This window comes from Silvibacterium bohemicum (genome assembly GCF_001006305.1).
Classification (GTDB): Bacteria; Acidobacteriota; Terriglobia; order Terriglobales; family Acidobacteriaceae; genus Silvibacterium; species Silvibacterium bohemicum.
In genome coordinates this window covers 70,759-88,536 of sequence record NZ_LBHJ01000008.1, presented here as the reverse complement: position 1 = coordinate 88,536, position 17,778 = coordinate 70,759, and the positions used below count along the sequence as shown (strand labels likewise).

The following is a 17,778-nucleotide window of genomic DNA, read 5'->3' as shown; positions in this document are numbered from 1 at the left end:
AGATGGCTGCGCTTCCCATTCACGGCGCTTCCCTGCTCTTCCTTCGGATGCCGCCGAATGCGTCGCTACACGGCGTCGCCGTCGACCACCTCATGCTTTGGAATCTGGCCGCGCTGCTGCCATGTTTCGTCGCAGCTCAGGCCTGGATCATCTTCGCGATGGTGCGTCGGAAGAAAGCGGCCGTCCTCAAGACATACAGTCATCTCGTCGAGCGGCTCCTCCTCGCCGCTTTCTGCGCAATGTATCTCTGGATGGCAATCACCGCGCAGCATCTCTGGGCGGTCAACCGCTTCGAGGGCGCATCGGCCGAGTCCATGCAGGTTGAGGTGGTCGGACAGCAGTTCCAGTGGTACTTCCGCTACCCTGGAGCCGACGCAGCCTTCGGCATTGCGCGTCCGTCGCTGGTCAATGCCGCCGCCGGCAATCCGCTTGGCCTCGATCCGCAGGATGCGCGCGGAGCCGACGATATCGTTTCGAGCGTGCTGGTGCTTCCCCTCGGCCGGGAAGTCGATCTGCGCCTGCGTTCGCTCGACGTCATCCACGGCTTCTTCATCCCAGCCATGCGGCTCAAAGAAAATACTGTTCCGGGACTGGTGCTGCACGTCCACTTCACGCCAATCGCGGTCGGAACGTATCCCATTCTCTGTTCGCAGGTTTGCGGATCGGGCCACGCCCGGATGCAGGCACAGCTCCGCGTGGTCTCACCGGACGCCTATCGACAATGGCTCCAGCAGCACGCGAAGGAGCACTCACGGTGAGCAGCATCTTTACCACCGGCCATCGCGCGATCGGGATTCTCTACCTGCGACTCTCGCTTGCGGCGGTCGTCGTGGGAACGCTGCTCTCGCTGGTGATGCGCATCCATCGCCTGTGGCCTGAGGTACCGCTTCCCTTCTACGGCCTGCTTAAGCCCGAGGATTATCTGGCGCTGGTCACCATGCACGGTACGCTGATGGTCTTCTTCGTGTTGACCACAGCCCCGCAGAGTGGGTTCGCAAGCCTCATCATGCCGGCGCAGATCGGCGCGCGGGAGATGGCCTTTCCGCGGCTCAATGCCCTCGCCTTCTGGCTCGCTGCCGCTGCTTTTCTTATCCTCATGGCGGCTTTCTTCGTGCCGCAGGGCGCGCCCATCTCAGGATGGACCAGCTATCCGCCGCTGAGCGCGATTCCCTCTGCCGGCCCCGGCCAGGGCGCGGGCATGGATCTCTGGCTGATTAGCATCGCCGTCTTCTGCCTCTCGTCGTGGCTCAGCGCGGTCAATATGCTCTCCACCATCCTCACCGAGCGCTGCCCGGGAATGACCTGGTCGCGCCTGCCCATGACCGTCTGGGCGTGGCTGGTGACCTCGATCCTCACGCTGCTGGTCTTCTCCGTATTGCTGGCGGCGATTCTGCTGCTCTTCTCCGACCGCCACTTCGGCTCGAGCTTCTTCGTGCCGCTCGGAGACCTGGTGAACGGCCGCATCGTTGGGCGCGGCGATGGCTCGCCGCTGCTGTGGCTGCATCTCTTCTGGTTCTTCGGCCATCCCGAGGTCTATATCGCGGTGCTTCCCGGAATGGGTCTGGCCACCTCGCTCTTTGCGAATTTTTCCCGGCGCAATGTCCCCGGCTATCGCCTTATGGCAGGGATGCTCGTCGCCATCGGACTCCTCGGTTTGCTCGTCTGGGGACATCACATGTTCGTCAGCGGCATGAATCCCTACGCGGGAACGGCTTTCGCGGTTACCACGATGGCCATTGCCGTCCCCAGTACCGTCGAGGTTCTAGGCTGGCTCTTCCTGCTGTCGCGCGGCGGCCTGCGCCTGCACACTCCGATGCTCTTTGCGCTGGGATTTCTCTCCTTCTTTATCGCGGGAGGCCTCACCGGGCCGATCCTGGCCCAGCCCGCGCTCGACAGCTACCTGCACAACACCTTTTTTGTGGTCGCCCACTTCCATCTGGTGATGGCCATGGCCGGCGTCTTCTCCCTTTTTGCCGGAATCTACTACTGGTTCCCTCTCGTAACGGGCAGGATGATGAGCGAAACTCTGGGCAAAATCCACTTCTGGATCAGCCTCATTGCCGCTTATGGCACGTTCCTGCCCATGCACCTCTCAGGATTGGCGGGTGAGCCGCGCCATTACGAGCGCCTCACCGGGCCGGCAACCTCGTTCTCTTCGATCCTGGCCAATGAGCGCGGCATCACGTCCTCGGCACTGCTGCTGGCCGCCGCGCAGCTGATATTTCTGTGGAACATGATCTACAGCGCTCGCCGCGGCCGGAAGGCTGAGCCGAATCCCTGGCAGGCGACGACGCTCGAGTGGGCGCCTGAGGGTAAAACCATCCGGGTTCAACGTGGACCTTATGAGTACGAAGTAACCGCCGGAAACGCAAAGTTTTTTCCGCAGTGGGAATCGGCATCCAAACAGGAGTAATCTGATGCAGTAGGGAGCAGCCCCATGCCGGCCACCTTCACCAGTCATCCAGTTGAGATCGAGCGCAAAGACCCCGGCATCGGCGGCAAACCGCCGGTCGACCGGCGGCCTACGGGTGGCGGAGGCGATGGCGATAACTGGGAAAATCGCCCTTCCGGACGCCGCGGGCCCCGCGAGCTGCTTAGCCGCTACAGGTTAGGCGTCATCTTCGCCCTGGCCGGCGACCTGATGTTCTTCGTGGCCATTGTCAGCGCATTCTTTGTACGGCAGAGCGCCGGCCACTTCGACGCCCGTGAGAATTATGTCTCCGATTGGCATCCGCTCGCGGTTCCTCCCATTCTCTGGCTCAATACCGCGGTTCTCCTGCTCAGCACCGTCACGGTCGAGATAGCACGCCGCCAGCTCTTCCGCGAGATCGACGTCATGGAGGAATGGCTGGGGCTTGGCCGTCCGGCAGTCAAGCGTGCTTCACCGTGGCTGATAGCGACCGCTGTTCTCGGCGTCATCTTCCTCGTCGGCCAATGGATCGCCTGGAAGCAGCTGGTCCTGGCCGGCTTTCACTTCGACTCGCCCGATCCCAGCAGCCATTTCTTTTACCTGATTACCGGAACCCATGGGCTGCACCTGGTGCTCGGCGTTCTCGCGCTTGGCGGAGCGCTGATTGGGCTCTTCACCCTGCGCCGCATCGAGTTGCGCCAGATTGTCGTCGATTGCACGGCATGGTACTGGCACACCATGGGCATCTTCTGGGTCTTTCTCTTTGCCCTATTGGTCGTTTTCCAATAAATGAGCTGGCTACGACGAGCCTGGGTGACGGCGGCGCTTGGCCTGTTGCTGGTTTTTCCCCACGTCTCGAATGCTCAAGGCTGCAGCCTCTGCAAAGATGCCACCGCCGGCTCAGCTCCAAGAGCGCGCGAGGGGCTGCGCCGGGCTATTCTGGTCCTCGGAATTCCGGCTGGAGCGATCTTTCTCGCCATTCTGGTAATTGCGCGACAGAGCCGGCCCAGAGAAGACTGAGCCGGGGGGAAAGACTCGATCAGACCCGCCCGGCCACAAGCACAGCGGCTGAAGCCGCACCCACCACCGGCCCTCCGCGGCCTTCTTCGACGAACGCAACCACATGCCAGCCACTGCCCGCGATGGCCTGAGGCAGCGCAACGGTGATGCGCCCTGAATATCCGGCCCCGCTGCGAATCTGTGCCGCCTCGGTGAAGCTGCGCGCGATCATGACATGGCGCAGCGTGTGTCCGCCATTTTCGCCCGTCGAGATGTGCTTGGTCCCTTCATCCTGCGCTGCGACGACGATCAGCTGCGCCGATGTTTTGGACGCACCAATCTGGACCTGAAAGCTGGCCTGGCGATTCCCATCGACGGTCAGCCCGGAGATGGAGACGGGCACACGAACCTCCTCCGAAACGTGAGCGATGGCCTGAGCGGCGGCGCGGCCATCGCTGCCCACAAACTCCCTGGTTCCATTCACCACCATTTGCGGCGTATAGCTGCTGTCCAGGCGCAAATGGTCCACGTAGTCGGCCTGCCGCAAGGTCGATTCATCCGAAGAAAAAGGATCATGCCAGCCGAGGTTGTTCCAGTAGGTGACATGCTCAGAGAGAACCACAGCGTTGGGCACCTTCTGCGCGATCTGGGCCAGAAGGTTATCCGCCGGCGGGCAGCTCGAGCATCCTTCGGAGGTAAACAGCTCGACGAAGACCGGGGCCTCGGCGCTGGCGGCGCGAACATCGCCCAGGCGATGCGAACCTGGCCCGTAGAACAAAAACGCCAAGCCAGCCAACGCTGTGATCGCCGCCGATAACCATCTCCCGAGTTGCTTTTTCGTATCTGCCATTGCGAAACTCCTGCTATCGATAGGACGCTGCGGCCGCACCGCGGTTACAGCACCAATCAAATCCCGGTCTTCGGCCCGGGAGAACTTCCTTCGGCGGCTGAGGCCAAACTCCTTTCATATTCGTGATGGCATAACTGTAGCCATGTCCTTCCCTATCAAACGATAACTTCGGGTGATAGGGTCTTTTGAGCGGGTGCAACGTCTCAATAATCCACGAGATTCGTTGCAGGCATCCCAATTACGGACCGCTTCAAGAATCTCTCGGGGTACGTCGATGAAAGCATGGTTTTCGCGCAGGTCAGTTCGCTGGATGGTTCTCTTGTTTCTGCCGCTCTCTCTCCCAGTCATGGCTCAGCAGCCTGTTGCGCCGCCTGAAGCAACGGCAGCACCGGCTTTCTCCCCCGACCCGCACATCTCGCTCAACGTCGTGGTGTCCGACCGGTCGGATAAGCCGGTTGCCGGTCTGCAGCAGCAGGACTTCACAGTTCTAGATAACAAGCTGCCGCAGAAGCTAGTCTCCTTCCGTGCTGTCGAGAAAAGCACGGCCGAGGCTCCAACCGAAGTCATTCTCCTCATCGATGCGGTGAACGCAAGGTTCACGACCGTCTCCTACGAGCGCAACGAGATCGCAAAATTCCTGGGGCAGAACAGCGGAAAGCTGGCGCAGCCGGTTTCGATCATCTTCTTCACCGATCAAAACACGCGCGTGCAGACCGCTCCCACCCGAGACGGGAAAGCGCTGCTTGCCTCCTTCGACCAGAATGTGACCGGCCTGCGCACCATCACCCGGTCGGAAGGCTTTTACGGCGCCGTCGATCGTTTGCAGCTGTCGCTGCGCACCATCGGCACCCTCACGGAATACGAAGCACGCAAGCCAGGGCGCAAGGTGGTTATCTGGATCAGCCCAGGCTGGCCCATTCTCTCCGGTCCGCGCATCGAGTTGACCAATCGCGAGGAGCGCCAGATTTTCAACTCCGTCGTCGGGCTCTCCACCGCTCTGCGCCAGGCGCGCATCACGCTTTACAGCATCGATCCGCTGGGAACGACAGACGCAGGCGGGCTTCGCACCATCTACTACGAGGAGTTCCTCAAGGGAGTGCCTTCTCCCAATAAAGTGCAGGCGGGAAATCTGGCTCTACAGGTGCTCGCCGTGCAGAGCGGAGGTCTGGCTCTCCATTCCAGCAACGACATCACAGGATCGATCACCCGCTGCTCGCAAGACGCCGACATCTACTACGAGCTCTCCATCGATCCCGCGAAGGCCGAGCATCCCGACGAGTATCACGGACTGGAGGTCAAGATCGACAAGCCCGGCTTAGTCGTCAGAACCCGCACCGGCTACTACGCGCAGCCGTGAGCCTCCTAAGTTTCTGACTTGTCCTATAAATTGGCCTCCCGATCGCGAAATTGGGATGCCGGGCATGCCTGCATGTGTTCGGTCTGCCGTTGCAAGAGCCTAACTTGCGCGGAAGACCTGCTCGATCACGTCGGCAGCGATGTCGAGGCCATGTGTCTTCGCGATCACGTCCCGGAAGTAAAGAGCCTTGTCTCTGTAGGCTGGATCCCTCATCACTTTGAGAATCAGCTCCGTGAGACGCTCTTCGCTCAGTTCATCAATCTCGATGAACTCCCCCACCCGATGATAGGCAATCCTGGAGGCAACACCGGGCTGATCGTACGTGTTGGGGATGGCGACCATCGGCACGCCTTGTCCAAGGGATTCGAGCGCCGTATTCAGTCCCGCATGCGTGATGCAGAGGGCAGCGCGCTTCAGCAATTCGATTTGAGGTGCAGTGCTGACGACGATCGCGTTCGATGGAATTGGTCCGAGATCCGCGGGATTGATGTTCTTCCCCACCGAAAGCACTAGCTGAACATCGGGGAGCAGTCGCACCGCAGCAAGGATGGTTTTGTAAATCTCTTCCAGGCCATTCAGAAGTGTTCCCAACGAGGCATAGATGAGAGGCTGGCCGGTCAGCTTCTCCCATGGAAAAGATACCGGCTCTCGCCCGCGATCGTCGTGAAACGGACCGGCGTAGTGGAACTGTGGAGGCCAGGGAATGCCCGGGAAATCGAATTCTTTTGGCGTCTGCGCAACGATGGCCAGCTTGGAAGCGGTTGCGTTGGGGTCGCTCCAGTCGATCGAAAGGCCGTTCTTTTCTACATAAGCTTTCGCATGCGCCAGCGTTGGTCCGAAAAGGCTGCCTATCTTCTTCAAGCCCTCGATGTTTCTGGCGCGAGCTTCCGGAGTTGTTTCGTGGGGCCAGCTGAAAAAGTAGGGCGGAGTCGTTCCGGAGCGATCGCCGGGAACGATATTGACGATCTGCACGAAAGGAACACCCATCGCTATGGGCACCAATTCAAGAAAGCGATATGAGACGTCGAGCAGCAGAAACTCGATACCGGTCTCTCTTATTTTTTGCGGGAGATGCTTCAACCCCGCTTCGAGGAGATCGGGAATTAGACTCATTGCCGAATACTTGAGCGCTTCCATACCTCGCAGTTTCGCCACTCCACCCCAGGTCTTGGCCATGGAGCCGATGGGAAATTTTTCCTCGCAGAAGGGGACGAAATCCAGACCGGCAGCACGGATAACCGATTCGTTGTCCGGCACTCCGACAAACACCATTTCATGTCCCCGCGATTGCAGCTTGCGGGCGAGTGCGGTCATCGGGTTCAAATGACCGGGCACGGGCAAACACAAAAAACCAATTTTCATCGATGCTATCTCTTTCCTTCAGCGTGAGGAGATGGCATCACGCGAGAGTCATAAGAGACATAAGTTCGCGGACCTGAATTTATTCCCGAAAGGCAGCCTTGAATCGGTTTTTACGGCGCTACGGAAGCGATTTCCACCTGAAAACCGATCGTGCGATTTAAGGAGCGGTCAGCGTGAACTTGTCCTTCACTTCGAGGCGGAAGTTTGCTGACTTGGGATTGGCTACCCGATACATCGTGACATCTGCAGCCTTGCCGTGAATCTGCAGGACGAGGTAGTGGTAGTTGGGATAAGAGCGGTCGCGGTACTTGTCTTCCGGACCGCGGAAAGCGATGCGGTAGGGGATAGCTCCGCCGCCGCCGGTAATCAAATACGTAACTTTGCCGGTTTCAAATCGCTCGTAGTTGTGAATGTGGCCATTCACGACGACCATCTTCGCGTCGACCTTCGGAGCTAGCGACAGAATGTATTCGCGCAGCGATAGCTCGGCGGGAGTGGGCAGCGTAGCCACTACCTGGCTTTGCAGGTCGTTGTAGAGCGGCATGTGGGAGAGAAAGAAGACGAAGTTCGCCGTCTTCGGAAGGTGGGTGAGCTGCGAACCCAGCCATTCGCGCTGCGGCGATCCCTCCGGGTAGCCCTGCGTGCAATCGAGGGTGATGAGATAGACATTCCCGATCTGCACCGAGTAGTAGAGATAGCCCTTCAACTCCGGAAAGGTGGCGTTGAAGTTTTTAATTCCAGCATCCCATCCGCCGCGCACATCGTGATTTCCGAGCGTGGGATAGATCCGCAGATGCTCGGCCTGCCAGGGTGCAGACTCCTCGCGAAAGATCTGCCAGTCGGCGGGATCGGCTCCATTAAAAGGCAGGTCGCCGGTCATGAAGACGGCGTCAGGCTTTTCGCGGGCAATCTGATCGACGAGGTATTTCCGCACCCTCGGATCGGTATCGTAGTCGTCTTTGACCTGGGTAAAGCGGGTATCGCCGTAAGCCACGATCTTCAGCGGCTGGGTCGCTTCGATGCCGTCTACAGAAAAGGTCGGTCCGACGAGCGGAGGCTGCGGGGAATGCTGGGCTCGCGCCTGTCCCAGGCTGAGAACACCCGCCACGATGGCCAGAAGCCAGAATGTAGACCGTCCGCGAGCCGGCGAGCCCCCGCCGACGAAGTGGACGATCTCGAATTTGTCGCCGGAATGGATCGAAGTCCGCGCCCATTCAGAGCGCGGCAGGATGCTGCCGTTGTGTTCGACCGCAACCCGGTCGCCCTTCAGGCCCAGGCTGGCGACCAGATCCGTAACTGTAGCTGTCTCAGGAAGATCGGGGAGATTGCGGCTCTGCCCGTTGAGAATGATTTCCATTCTCTGAATCTATCAGGGGAAGATCAAGCAGTGGAGAGGATCAAACAGAGGGTTAAGCTGAGGTCGAGTCGCGCGAATCTAGCGGATCACACGCCAGAGAATCCATCCTGCCGCGCCTATGAGCGCGAGCAGGACATTGAAGATCAGCGCAAAGGCCAGACCGCGATAGGCGCCGGTGGGATTTTCGGTATAGACATCATCAGCAGGAGCGAAGCGCTCTTTGCGATTGGCCACGGAGCCCAGGCTGGGCTTCTCGAAGTGGCCAGTAACGATAGTTGGAGTACCCATGGAATTACATCCCTCCGTCTGGGGGCCCATATCGGCATTCTACGCATAAAATTCCAGTTTTGGGAAAATATTCCAAAACTTCTTCCCGGGATTTACGCTTTCGCTACTTTAATCTTAACGGAAAGGATTGCCGTTCCTCCCTAGTGTTATCAATTGATGAGGCTTAGATCAGGCGACGTCGACCTCGATCTCGTCGATATAGCACCATCCCCATTTCTCTCCCGGCTCGATAGAGCGCATGATCGGGTGGTCGGTTGCGTGGAAGTGCTTGGTCGCGTGCTTGTTTTTGGACGAATCGCAACAGCCAACATGCCCGCACTCCAGGCACATGCGAAGATGGACCCAGCGGTCGCCGGACTTCAGGCACTCTTCGCAGCCTTTCGGCGTGTGCGGCTTTACTTTATGGATGTGATTCAAATGTGTGCAGGCGGCCATCGCGTCCCCTCGGCCCGAAATCGAATTACAGCTTCGGGCGATCCGGGCCCTGCTTCACGAAGGATTCGCAATCAGGGCCCGCTGTCATCATGCTACTTCGGTAGCTTGGATGCCAAGACATTTGCCTGCTGGATGTTCGGCGAACCCTGGAACAGATCGGCGGCCTTTTCCATCAGGGCTGCTGCGACCTTGCCGGTGAGATGCGCCTGACGTCCGGCTTCATCGGGGAAAACATCGAAGATGCCAAAGGTCGAAGGGCCGATCTGAATGCCGAACCACGCCGTGGTTTCCGGCTCCGCCTCGACCAGAGGCAGTGCGCTCTTCAGGAAGGCTGCAGCCTCTGCTTCTTTACCCGGTTTCGCTTCCAGCAAAACCAACAATCCAAACTTCACCATGTTCTTTCTCCTTAGGACTAATCCTGCCCATTGGATGGATCGAACGCGTATTCGGTTACGAGGCAGAGATGCCGGCGGTGCATTTTCATCCCAGGTCAATGTAGTCCGACCAACGTGGGTAGTCAGACCAACGTACAGCGAACTCTTTGTCCCGTTCGAAAGATCTAAAGAGTAAGGAGCACGGCTCATGATGGTTGTTGCTGCGCAAGTTATTTCTATATACAGGTGCGAAATCACTGCCCATCCGGGCGACTGTGGCGGCCGTCATGAACTTTACTTCATGTGTGACGATCCGAAGAACGAGAGAGCGGCGCTCGCAAAAAAAGCGCCGAATTTACGGCGATAGACGAAGAGCAGTGGGTTTCGAACACTGAACTTCCAGCTTCCTGGCGGAGGCCAAATCGGCCTCTACCACCCGAGGCATCCGGTTGGACTGACGAGAACTTCCACTTGATGTTTGTTCTTAGCAATCCACAACTTGACTCTTGACAGTCGAAAAACTAGAGTCAAAAGGTAGCCGTTCGACGCTTCCTTTCTTGAGGTCACACAGCATCATGCAATCCCACCCCTATACATGGAATTACATCCCGCTGATGATCCAGATTCTGGTCGCAACGGGCATGGGCTGCTCGATGACGACAGTGTCGTTCCTCATCGGCCGCCATCGCCGCATCAAGACCAAGCTCGAAGCGTACGAGTGCGGCATCCCTGCGGAAGGCGACGCGCGCGGACGATTTTCGGTTCGCTTTTACATGGTCGCAATGCTCTTCATCCTCTTCGACGTTGAAGCGGTCTTTATGATGCCCTGGGCCGTCATCTATCGTCAGCTGCCTGCACTTACCGGCTCACGACTCTTCGGCTTCTGGGAGATGCTTGTGTATCTCGGCTTCGTGCTGGTCGGCTTCTTCTACATCTGGAAAAAAGGCATCCTCGATTGGGGCACGGACAAAGGCGATTTGTAGACCATGACAGACACGATTCAGGAACCGGGGCACGATAAAGACGCCGTCCTTGAGGCTCACGCGCAAAACCGGGCCATCGCTTCTCTTCTCTCTTCCATTCCTGACGCAATCACCGACGCGAAGTTCGACCGCAACGAACTGACGCTGACCATCAACAAAGATCAGATTCGCGATGCCTGCCGCACAGTGCAGTCCGCCGGATACAACTTTCTCGAAGATGTGACCTGTGTCGACTGGTATCCCAGCGAGCCGCGCTTTCAGGTGACCTATCACATTCTTTCGCACGGGCTGAAAGAGCGGATTCGCCTAATGGCCTTCGTCGGAAGCATCGATCCCTCCATCGACAGCATTACTCCGGTCTGGCCTTCAGCTAATTTTTATGAGCGCGAAGTATGGGATCTCTTTGGTGTGCGCTTCCACGGTCACCCCAATCTGCGCCGAATCATGATGCCCGAAGAGTGGAATGGGCATCCTCTACGTAAGGACTATCCGGTTGAGGGGTACCGCTGATGGGCGCTAATTTACCCGATTTCGTTGCTACCTCTTCGCTGATCACGCCGCGTCCCGAGGAAGGCTCTAAAGACCGCACCATGGTCCTCAACATGGGCCCGCAGCACCCTTCGACCCACGGCGTTTTGCGCCTGGTGGTCGAGATCGACGGCGAAACGGTGCTGAAGGTGGTGCCGGATATCGGCTACCTGCATACCGGCATCGAGAAGACCTGCGAGGCAAAGTTCTACCAGCAGGTGGTGCCGATGACCGACCGCATCGACTACCTGAGCCCGATGACCAACAATCTCTGCTACTGCCTGGCAGTCGAGAAACTGCTGCAGATCGAGATTCCGGACCGGGCGCAGTGGATTCGCGTGCTCTTCAACGAGCTGACGCGGCTGAATTCGCACCTGGTATGGCTGGGCACGCACGCCATGGACATCGGCGCGCTCACCGTTTTCTTGTATTGCTTCCGTGAACGCGAGGAGATACTGCGCATCTTCGAGGCGGTCTCCGGACAGCGCATGATGACTTCGTATTTCCGCGTCGGCGGCCTGGCGCTCGAGCCGCCGCTCGATCTCTTCGGCAGAATCCGTAAGCTGCTCAACGTGATGCCGGAGAAGATCGACGAGTATCAAAACCTGCTCACCGGCAATCCGATCTGGGTGAGCCGCCTCAAGGGTGTGGGCCATCTCAGCGCGGCAGACGCCATCGCTCTCGGCGTAACCGGGCCTCCGCTGCGCGCATCGGGTGTGGACTGGGATCTGCGCCGCGACATGCCGTATTCGAGCTACGAGAAGTTCCAGTTCAAGGTGCCGGTTTCGAACGACTGCGACGTGTGGGCGCGTTACATCGTCCGCCTGGAAGAGATGCGCGAATCGGTGAAGATTTGCCTGCAGGCGCTGGACGGCATGCCCGAAGGAGACATCAAGGCCAACGCGCCAAAAGTTGTGCTTCCCGACCGCGAGAAGATGAAGACCCAGATGGAGTCGCTCATCTACCACTTCAAGATCGTGACCGAAGGCTTCACCGTACCCGCCGGTCAGGTCTATCAGGCAGTGGAATCGCCGCGCGGCGAGATGGGCTACTACGTGGTCAGCGACGGCACGGCAAAGCCTTACCGCGTACACATGCGCAATCCTTCGTTTGCGTCGCTCCAGGCATTGCAGGCTATGTGCGAAGGCAAGCTCATCGCCGACGTGGTCGCGGTGATCGGGTCGATCGACATCGTGCTGGGAGAAATTGACCGATGAGCATCATCGTCGAAAACGCGAAGTGGGCGGAGCTGCAGCAGAAGAGCTTCGGCGAGCGTACCGGAGCCGCGCTCGCCTTCTGGCCTGAACTGAAGCGGGCGTTTCTGGAGCTTGCCGGGCACGAGCCGGCGAAGAGTCATGTAAAGGTAAACGTTGCGGACGAAGACCCATGTCTGTTGGTCGTCTCCGCAGGGCTCTTCGATCTCAAGTTCGCGACCGATAACTTCAGCGACACGATCTTCTACGCCTTTACTTCAGCCCAGCTCAAGCGGCTGGTTCCGACCGAAACCGCGATCTTTCACTACGGCCAGATCAAGCTGACGCGAGGCGCATGGGGTGTGATCGACAATCCCGGCGAGGATGTGCCCAAGGCCTTTGTCGACGATCCGCAGAGCGTGCAATATCTGTCGCTCGCCGATCAGGTCGCGCGCTGGGGCGTGGAGCAGCTGCTGGGCGGATATCCGAGCATACTGGGCCTGGAAGAAGCGGCTGCGGACGCGGCCGAAGCCAAGGAAGAAGCTGCCAGGAAAGAGGCGAAGCGTGACAGCGCCCGCGGCAAGTAACTTATATCGCGAATTATGGATCTCGTTCGCGTCGCTGATCCGATCCTATGTTGCGGCTCACGATATCGGCAGGCCGGTTGGCCGAGCGCTCATCGATGAAGGCGAAGGCGGTCACCTGACGCTGCGCAGCGACGAGAAGATTTTGACGCTGGAGTTCGATGACGCGACCGGCACTGGAAGCTGGGCCATCTACGAAGACGATCCCGGACCGGAGAGGTTGATCGGTAGAGGCGAATTCAAGATCGGCGAAGACAGCCAGGTGGAGTTTAGCGACCGTCGCGGCAAGCTGGAATTGGAAGTAGCGGCAGAGGCATTCACGGCAAAGGTTTTTGACGAGGAGTAAGCGTTGGCCACAGAAAAGACAAGCATATTTTCACCCGAACTTGCGGCGCGCTTCGACCGCCTGGTCACGATCTACCCTGTGCGGCGCTCCGCGTTGATCCCCATGCTGCTTTACGCGCAGGACGAGGTCGGCTATATCTCGGATGCGGTTGTTTCGGAGATCGCCGAGCGCATCGGGATCAAAGACCACGACGTAAGGAGCGTGCTCAGCTACTACTCCATGCTGCGCACCAAGCCGGCCGGGAAGTACAACGTCCAGGTATGCACCAACATCAGCTGCATGCTGCGCGACGGCTACGGCATTATGGAGCACTGCAAGAAGCGTCTGGGTATCGGACACAAGGGCGTAACCCCGGATGGCCTCTTCTCACTCGAAGAAGTGGAATGCATCGGAGCCTGTTGCTGGGCGCCTGCCATCCAGGTGAACTACGACTTCTACGACAATCTGACGACGGAAAAGCTGGACCAGGTCCTGGACGATTACCAGGCGGGACGCGGAAAGGTCACGGTTTAACATGCCAACGCTCGTCTCCCACCCCGATGAAGTGAAGATCATCTCCCGCCGCTTTGGACAGGGCGCGACGGATATCGATAAGTATGTCGAACTCGACGGCTACAAGGCCGTGCAGACAGCGATCGAGAAGGGCGTCGACTGGATCATCAGTGAAATGAAAGCGTCCGGCCTTCGCGGACGCGGCGGCGCCGGCTTCCCTACCGGACTCAAGTGGTCCTTCGTGCCCAAGCAGTCGGTGAAGCCCAAGTACGTACTGGTGAATGGCGACGAGAGCGAACCGGGAACGTGCAAGGATCATGTGATCTTCCTGCACGATCCGCATGCCGTGATCGAAGGCACCATGATTGCGGGCCTGGCCATCGGCGCGAAGATGGGCTTCATCTACTTGCGCGGTGAATATCGCTACCTGCTCAAGATCATGGAGAAGGCGGTTGCCGATGCCTATGCCAAGGGCTTTCTAGGCAAGAATATCTTTGGGTCAGGCATCGACTTCGATGTCGTAACGCAGACCGGCGCGGGAGCCTATGAGGTCGGCGAAGAGTCGGCTCTGATGGAGTCGCTCGAGGGCAAGCGCGGCGTGCCGCGCATCAAGCCGCCCTTCCCTGCCGTGGTTGGACTTTACGGCGGACCGACGGTCATCAATAACGCGGAGACCATTGCCAGCGTGCCCCACATCCTATTGATGGGCGGCGAAGCCTACGCCAAGGTGGGATCGGAGCGCAACGGCGGCACGCGTCTCTTCGGCATCAGTGGCCACGTGGAAAAGCCGGGCGTCTATGAGCTGCCCATGGGATACAGCCTGCGTAAGGCGATCTACGAGGTTGGCGGCGGCGTACGCGGAGGCAAGAAGCTCAAGGCCGTTGTCCCCGGAGGCTCTTCAACGCCAGTGTTGAAAGCGGATGAGATCGATGTAGGGCTGGACTTCGACCAGCTGGGCAAAGCCGGAACCATGCTGGGCTCAGGCGGCATCGTGGTGCTCGACGAGACGGTGAGCATGGTCGAGTTCGCGCTGCGGACTATCCAGTTTTATCAGCATGAAAGCTGCGGATGGTGCATTCCCTGCCGCGAGGGTACGGATTGGTTGAAGAAGTCGATCGGCCGCATCAACGCGGGCGGCGGCGAGATGAAGGACATCGACAATATTCAGTACCTGGCCGAGAACATGATGGGGCGCACCTTCTGCCCGCTCGGCGATGCGGCGGCGATGCCGATTCTGGGATTTGTGAAGAAGTTCCGCAACGAGTTCGAAGACTACGTAAACGGCAAGCAGAGCCTCTACCAGATTTCTGCGGCGCATGAACCGGCGCTGGTGTAAGCAAGCATGAAGGCGCGGGAGATCATCCGCGTTATCGAAGAAGACGGGTGGAAGTTAAAGCGTCAGACCGGAAGTCACATGCACTTTGCTCATCTGAGCAAGCCCGGAATCGTAACTGTTCCTTTTCACGGCAGTAAGGATCTTCCCAAGTTCATCGTCGCGAGTATTCTGAAACAGGCGGGATTGAAATGACAAAAACATTCCTGGTTGTCTACGCGAAAGTACCCGGCAAAAACTTTGCTGGGCAGGCTCCCGATGTTCCCGGCTGCGTCTCCGCCGGCGATACGCTGGAAGAGATGCGCGTGATGATGCGGGAAGGTCTGGAATCGCATTTTCAGGTAATGACCGAATACGGTGAGCGGCTTCCTGAACCCGCCACAACAAGCGTTGACTTCAAGGATGACGATTTTGAAGATGTCGAATATTTCGTTGTCGAGCATCTGCAGGTCGAAATGCCGGTTCAACATCACAAGGGCGAAGCAATCTCTGCATAGGATTTTATGGCTGACGTAAATTTCACTGTCGACGGCAAGAAGTTAACCGCACCTGCGGGAACACTACTGATTGAAGCCTGCAAGGCCGCGGGCATCGAAATTCCGGCCTTCTGCTATTACCCCAACCTCGCCATTCAGGCCGCGTGCCGCATGTGCGTGGTGCGCATCGATAAGATGCCCAAGCTGCAGACCTCCTGCTCGACCCCGGTAGCCGAAGGCATGGTCGTGCATACCGAGACGGACGAGATCAAGCAGTCGCGGAAAGCCACCATCGAATTGCTGCTCGGCAACCATCCGCTCGACTGCCCGGTCTGCGATGCGGGCGGCGAGTGCGAACTGCAGGACATGACCTTCAAGTACGGCGCCGGCGAATCGAAGTACGTCGAGACCAAGCAGCATCGCGAAGAACAGCAGTGGTCGCCGGTGGTCTATTACGATCGCCCGCGCTGCATCCTCTGCTATCGCTGTGTCTCCGTCTGCGGCACGGGCATGGACGTGTGGGCGCTGGGCGTGCAGAACCGCGGCGCAAGCTCCGTGATCGCACCCAATGAAGGCGATCATCTCGACTGCGAAGAGTGCGGCATGTGCATCGACATCTGCCCGGTGGGCGCGCTCACCTCGGGCACCTATCGTTACAAGACACGGCCTTGGGAGATGAATCACGTGGCTACCGTCTGCACGCACTGCGGCGACGGCTGCAAGACCACGCTGGGCGTGAAGCGCGCCGATGACGGCATGGAGATTGTGCGCGGCGACAACCGCGACAAGAGCGGCATCAACGGCGACTTCTTATGTATCAAAGGCCGTTACGCATTCGATTTCGCGAATCACACCGAGCGCCTCACCAAGCCCCTGGTGCGCGGAGCCGACGGCAAGCTGGCTCCTGTGAGCTGGGACTACGCGATCGACTTCGCGGCGAAGAAGCTGGCCGAGATTCGCGATACGCGCGGCGGCAAGGCCATCGGCGTGATCGGTTCCAACCGGACTACAAATGAAGAGGCGTACCTGCTGCAGAAGTTCGCACGCACGGTGCTCAAGACCAACAACGTCGATCATCATCGGACCGCAGATTACGCGGCCTTTGCGGGAGCACTGAAGGGACACACTGGCCGTGAGGCTTCGTTACGCGACTTCCTCACCGCGCCGGCCATCCTGCTCCTCGGCAACGATCCGACCGATCAGCATCCCGCGCTTGCCTGGCAGATTCGCAGCAACGTGCGGCTGCATGGCGGACGCATCTACATCGCGAACCACGAGGAGATCAAACTGCGCCGCCAGGCCAAGGCCGCAGTGGAGATTCCCTCGACCGGCTACGCATCCTTCGTGCAATATCTCGCCGGCAAAGACGACGCGCTGCAGGCGGACGAGAGCTTTGCCAGCTTCCGCGAGGCGATCCGCAAGGAAGAGTCGCTGGTCATCGCCTTCGGCTCGGAGTTCCGCGGACGCGATATTCAGGCTCTGGTTGAATTCGGTCTCTCGCTGCCCAATACGAAGTTCGCGTGCCTCGGCGATTATGCCAACTCGCGCGGCGCGGCCGATCTTGGTCTACTGCCCGATCTGCTGCCCGGCTATGTTCCTGTCAACTCGCCTGCGCACTTCGGCGCCGAGTATGGCAACGTTCCGTCCGACGCGGGTCTCGATCTGGTGCAGATGTTCGATGCCGCAGGCAGCGGCGATCTCTCCGCGCTTTACATCGTCGGTTCGAATCCTGTGGCCCGCTACGGTGTGGATCCCTCGGCGCTCAAAAACACTTTCCTAATCGTGCAGGAAATGTTCCTCACCGAGACGGCGGTGCTTGCGGATGTGGTCTTCCCTGCTGCCAATCTTTACGAAAAATCCGGTACGGTTACAAATACCTACGGCGATCTGCAGCTGGTGAAGAAAGGCGCGGACAAGGCTGGCGTTCGCACCGATTTCGAAATCATCGTGCGGCTCTCCGCCAAGCTGGGCGCGAATCCTCGCGAGCTGGTTCCGGTGGGCAAGGGCGTACACGCCGACTTCGGACAGACGCGCGGCGCGCAGTCCGGCGAGGCCGATCGTCATGCCGTCTGGCTTGCCGCCAACAGCCTCGAGCCCAAGCTCAGCCCCTTCGATCCCTTCGCCATTTTCGACGAAATTCAGCGGCTGGTCCCGGCTTACGATGTTCCGCGGCTCAATCTGCTGCTCGGCAACGACGAGCACCTGAAGTCCGAGCTGGTGCAGATCGACACTGGCGCACAGCGGCGCGATCTGGTGCTGCCAGCGAACGATCGCCTTTACACCTCCGGCACGCTGGGCCGTTACAGCGCCAAGCTCGCCGAAGTAGTGGCCTCGCACACCATCCTGACCGACTCCGCAGAAACCGCGGCCGACTAAGACGGAGCAAGAATAGATTTTCGGAACTGCGCCAG

At 59.0% G+C, this 17,778-nt stretch carries 21 protein-coding genes; 15 read left to right on the top strand and 6 right to left on the bottom strand.

The window, feature by feature from the left end; genetic code table 11:
- Positions 1 to 2 precede the first annotated feature (2 nt).
- Genes XX99_RS15575 through XX99_RS15560 form a run of 4 tightly spaced genes read left to right on the top strand, consistent with a single transcriptional unit; the run spans position 3 to position 3,430 of the window.
- Positions 3 to 758, top strand: a complete 756-nt coding sequence (locus tag XX99_RS15575) for a cytochrome c oxidase subunit II (RefSeq protein WP_050060334.1) — start codon at positions 3 to 5, stop codon at positions 756 to 758.
- On the top strand, positions 755 to 2,413 hold the full coding sequence (locus XX99_RS15570; RefSeq protein ID WP_231581417.1) for a cytochrome c oxidase subunit I: 1,659 nt from the start codon (positions 755 to 757) through the stop codon (positions 2,411 to 2,413). Before XX99_RS15575 ends, XX99_RS15570 begins: the two co-directional genes overlap by 4 nt.
- Before the next feature lie 24 nt (positions 2,414 to 2,437).
- Positions 2,438 to 3,199, top strand: coding sequence for a cytochrome c oxidase subunit 3 (locus XX99_RS15565; protein ID WP_050060332.1), 762 nt, complete (start codon positions 2,438 to 2,440; stop codon positions 3,197 to 3,199).
- On the top strand, positions 3,200 to 3,430 hold the full coding sequence (locus tag XX99_RS15560) for a hypothetical protein (protein ID WP_156186015.1): 231 nt from the start codon (positions 3,200 to 3,202) through the stop codon (positions 3,428 to 3,430). It begins immediately after the preceding gene.
- A 19-nt stretch (positions 3,431 to 3,449) separates the two neighbouring features.
- On the opposite strand, the gene XX99_RS15555 is transcribed toward XX99_RS15560, so the two are convergent.
- Positions 3,450 to 4,259, bottom strand: a complete 810-nt coding sequence (locus XX99_RS15555; protein ID WP_050060330.1) for a DUF1223 domain-containing protein — start codon at positions 4,257 to 4,259, stop codon at positions 3,450 to 3,452.
- Positions 4,260 to 4,569: 310 nt separating this feature from the next.
- Here XX99_RS15555 and XX99_RS15550 point away from each other — a divergent pair, with 310 nt between their 5' ends.
- The gene (locus tag XX99_RS15550) at positions 4,570 to 5,616 is read left to right on the top strand and encodes a VWA domain-containing protein (protein WP_050060329.1); all 1,047 of its coding nucleotides are present in this window, start codon (positions 4,570 to 4,572) and stop codon (positions 5,614 to 5,616) included.
- Positions 5,617 to 5,715: 99 nt separating this feature from the next.
- Here the strand turns inward: XX99_RS15550 and XX99_RS15545 are convergent, their stop codons facing one another.
- The 5 genes from XX99_RS15545 to XX99_RS15525 form a co-directional block, all read right to left on the bottom strand.
- Positions 5,716 to 6,978 carry a glycosyltransferase gene (locus XX99_RS15545; RefSeq protein WP_050060328.1) on the bottom strand — a complete coding sequence of 421 codons (1,263 nt, stop codon included), beginning with the start codon at positions 6,976 to 6,978 and terminating at the stop codon, positions 5,716 to 5,718.
- Between the two features lie 157 nt (positions 6,979 to 7,135).
- The gene (gene thiS / locus XX99_RS27745) at positions 7,136 to 8,335 is read right to left on the bottom strand and encodes a sulfur carrier protein ThiS (protein ID WP_184085201.1); all 1,200 of its coding nucleotides are present in this window, start codon (positions 8,333 to 8,335) and stop codon (positions 7,136 to 7,138) included.
- A 78-nt stretch (positions 8,336 to 8,413) separates the two neighbouring features.
- Positions 8,414 to 8,623: a hypothetical protein gene (locus tag XX99_RS15535; RefSeq protein WP_050060327.1), complete on the bottom strand. Its 210-nt coding sequence runs from the start codon at positions 8,621 to 8,623 to the stop codon at positions 8,414 to 8,416.
- A gap of 168 nt (positions 8,624 to 8,791) precedes the next feature.
- The gene (locus tag XX99_RS15530) at positions 8,792 to 9,058 is read right to left on the bottom strand and encodes a ubiquitin carboxyl-terminal hydrolase 14 (RefSeq protein WP_050060326.1); all 267 of its coding nucleotides are present in this window, start codon (positions 9,056 to 9,058) and stop codon (positions 8,792 to 8,794) included.
- 92 nt (positions 9,059 to 9,150) lie between these two features.
- Positions 9,151 to 9,453 carry a putative quinol monooxygenase gene (locus XX99_RS15525; protein ID WP_050060325.1) on the bottom strand — a complete coding sequence of 101 codons (303 nt, stop codon included), beginning with the start codon at positions 9,451 to 9,453 and terminating at the stop codon, positions 9,151 to 9,153.
- 554 nt (positions 9,454 to 10,007) lie between these two features.
- Between XX99_RS15525 and XX99_RS15520 the strand changes: the two genes are divergently transcribed.
- From XX99_RS15520 to XX99_RS15475, 10 genes are read left to right on the top strand one after another with little or no spacing between them, the layout of a single operon-like run.
- Positions 10,008 to 10,415 (top strand): NADH-quinone oxidoreductase subunit A, encoded by a 408-nt coding sequence (locus XX99_RS15520; protein ID WP_050060324.1) that lies wholly within the window; start codon positions 10,008 to 10,010, stop codon positions 10,413 to 10,415.
- A 3-nt stretch (positions 10,416 to 10,418) separates the two neighbouring features.
- Entirely contained in the window at positions 10,419 to 10,925 is a 507-nt protein-coding gene (locus tag XX99_RS15515; protein WP_050060323.1) for an NADH-quinone oxidoreductase subunit C, read from the top strand.
- Positions 10,925 to 12,160 (top strand): NADH dehydrogenase (quinone) subunit D, encoded by a 1,236-nt coding sequence (nuoD, locus tag XX99_RS15510; protein ID WP_050060322.1) that lies wholly within the window; start codon positions 10,925 to 10,927, stop codon positions 12,158 to 12,160. Before XX99_RS15515 ends, nuoD begins: the two co-directional genes overlap by 1 nt.
- Complete coding sequence (locus XX99_RS15505; protein WP_050060321.1) at positions 12,157 to 12,723, top strand: hypothetical protein; 567 nt, start codon at positions 12,157 to 12,159, stop codon at positions 12,721 to 12,723. Before nuoD ends, XX99_RS15505 begins: the two co-directional genes overlap by 4 nt.
- Complete coding sequence (locus tag XX99_RS15500) at positions 12,701 to 13,066, top strand: hypothetical protein (protein WP_050060320.1); 366 nt, start codon at positions 12,701 to 12,703, stop codon at positions 13,064 to 13,066. Before XX99_RS15505 ends, XX99_RS15500 begins: the two co-directional genes overlap by 23 nt.
- 3 nt (positions 13,067 to 13,069) lie before the next feature.
- Positions 13,070 to 13,579, top strand: coding sequence for an NADH-quinone oxidoreductase subunit NuoE family protein (locus tag XX99_RS15495; RefSeq protein ID WP_050060319.1), 510 nt, complete (start codon positions 13,070 to 13,072; stop codon positions 13,577 to 13,579).
- 1 nt (position 13,580) lies between these two features.
- The gene (gene nuoF, locus XX99_RS15490; protein ID WP_050060318.1) at positions 13,581 to 14,894 is read left to right on the top strand and encodes an NADH-quinone oxidoreductase subunit NuoF; all 1,314 of its coding nucleotides are present in this window, start codon (positions 13,581 to 13,583) and stop codon (positions 14,892 to 14,894) included.
- A gap of 6 nt (positions 14,895 to 14,900) precedes the next feature.
- A complete protein-coding gene (locus tag XX99_RS15485; protein ID WP_050060317.1) occupies positions 14,901 to 15,086 on the top strand; it encodes a type II toxin-antitoxin system HicA family toxin in 186 nt (61 codons plus the stop codon).
- Complete coding sequence (locus tag XX99_RS15480) at positions 15,083 to 15,388, top strand: type II toxin-antitoxin system HicB family antitoxin (RefSeq protein ID WP_050060316.1); 306 nt, start codon at positions 15,083 to 15,085, stop codon at positions 15,386 to 15,388. Before XX99_RS15485 ends, XX99_RS15480 begins: the two co-directional genes overlap by 4 nt.
- A 6-nt stretch (positions 15,389 to 15,394) precedes the next feature.
- Entirely contained in the window at positions 15,395 to 17,743 is a 2,349-nt protein-coding gene (locus XX99_RS15475; RefSeq protein WP_050060315.1) for a molybdopterin-dependent oxidoreductase, read from the top strand.
- The last annotated feature ends 35 nt before the right edge of the window (positions 17,744 to 17,778 follow it).

Bases quoted from the DNA above. Each gene is read 5' to 3' on its own strand.
- XX99_RS15565 (WP_050060332.1), top strand. From the start codon at position 2,438: ATGCCGGCCACCTTCACCAGTCATCCAGTTGAGATCGAGCGCAAAGAC.
- XX99_RS15520 (WP_050060324.1), top strand. From the start codon at position 10,008: ATGCAATCCCACCCCTATACATGGAATTACATCCCGCTGATGATCCAG.
- XX99_RS15545 (WP_050060328.1), bottom strand. From the start codon at position 6,978: ATGAAAATTGGTTTTTTGTGTTTGCCCGTGCCCGGTCATTTGAACCCG.
- XX99_RS15550 (WP_050060329.1), top strand. From the start codon at position 4,570: ATGGTTCTCTTGTTTCTGCCGCTCTCTCTCCCAGTCATGGCTCAGCAG.
- XX99_RS15475 (WP_050060315.1), top strand. From the start codon at position 15,395: ATGGCTGACGTAAATTTCACTGTCGACGGCAAGAAGTTAACCGCACCT.
- XX99_RS15555 (WP_050060330.1), bottom strand. From the start codon at position 4,259: ATGGCAGATACGAAAAAGCAACTCGGGAGATGGTTATCGGCGGCGATC.
- XX99_RS15575 (WP_050060334.1), top strand. From the start codon at position 3: ATGGCTGCGCTTCCCATTCACGGCGCTTCCCTGCTCTTCCTTCGGATG.
- thiS (WP_184085201.1), bottom strand. From the start codon at position 8,335: ATGGAAATCATTCTCAACGGGCAGAGCCGCAATCTCCCCGATCTTCCT.
- XX99_RS15530 (WP_050060326.1), bottom strand. From the start codon at position 9,058: ATGGCCGCCTGCACACATTTGAATCACATCCATAAAGTAAAGCCGCAC.
- XX99_RS15480 (WP_050060316.1), top strand. From the start codon at position 15,083: ATGACAAAAACATTCCTGGTTGTCTACGCGAAAGTACCCGGCAAAAAC.
- nuoD (WP_050060322.1), top strand. From the start codon at position 10,925: ATGGGCGCTAATTTACCCGATTTCGTTGCTACCTCTTCGCTGATCACG.
- XX99_RS15505 (WP_050060321.1), top strand. From the start codon at position 12,157: ATGAGCATCATCGTCGAAAACGCGAAGTGGGCGGAGCTGCAGCAGAAG.
- XX99_RS15535 (WP_050060327.1), bottom strand. From the start codon at position 8,623: ATGGGTACTCCAACTATCGTTACTGGCCACTTCGAGAAGCCCAGCCTG.
- nuoF (WP_050060318.1), top strand. From the start codon at position 13,581: ATGCCAACGCTCGTCTCCCACCCCGATGAAGTGAAGATCATCTCCCGC.
- XX99_RS15525 (WP_050060325.1), bottom strand. From the start codon at position 9,453: ATGGTGAAGTTTGGATTGTTGGTTTTGCTGGAAGCGAAACCGGGTAAA.
- XX99_RS15560 (WP_156186015.1), top strand. From the start codon at position 3,200: ATGAGCTGGCTACGACGAGCCTGGGTGACGGCGGCGCTTGGCCTGTTG.
- XX99_RS15485 (WP_050060317.1), top strand. From the start codon at position 14,901: ATGAAGGCGCGGGAGATCATCCGCGTTATCGAAGAAGACGGGTGGAAG.
- XX99_RS15515 (WP_050060323.1), top strand. From the start codon at position 10,419: ATGACAGACACGATTCAGGAACCGGGGCACGATAAAGACGCCGTCCTT.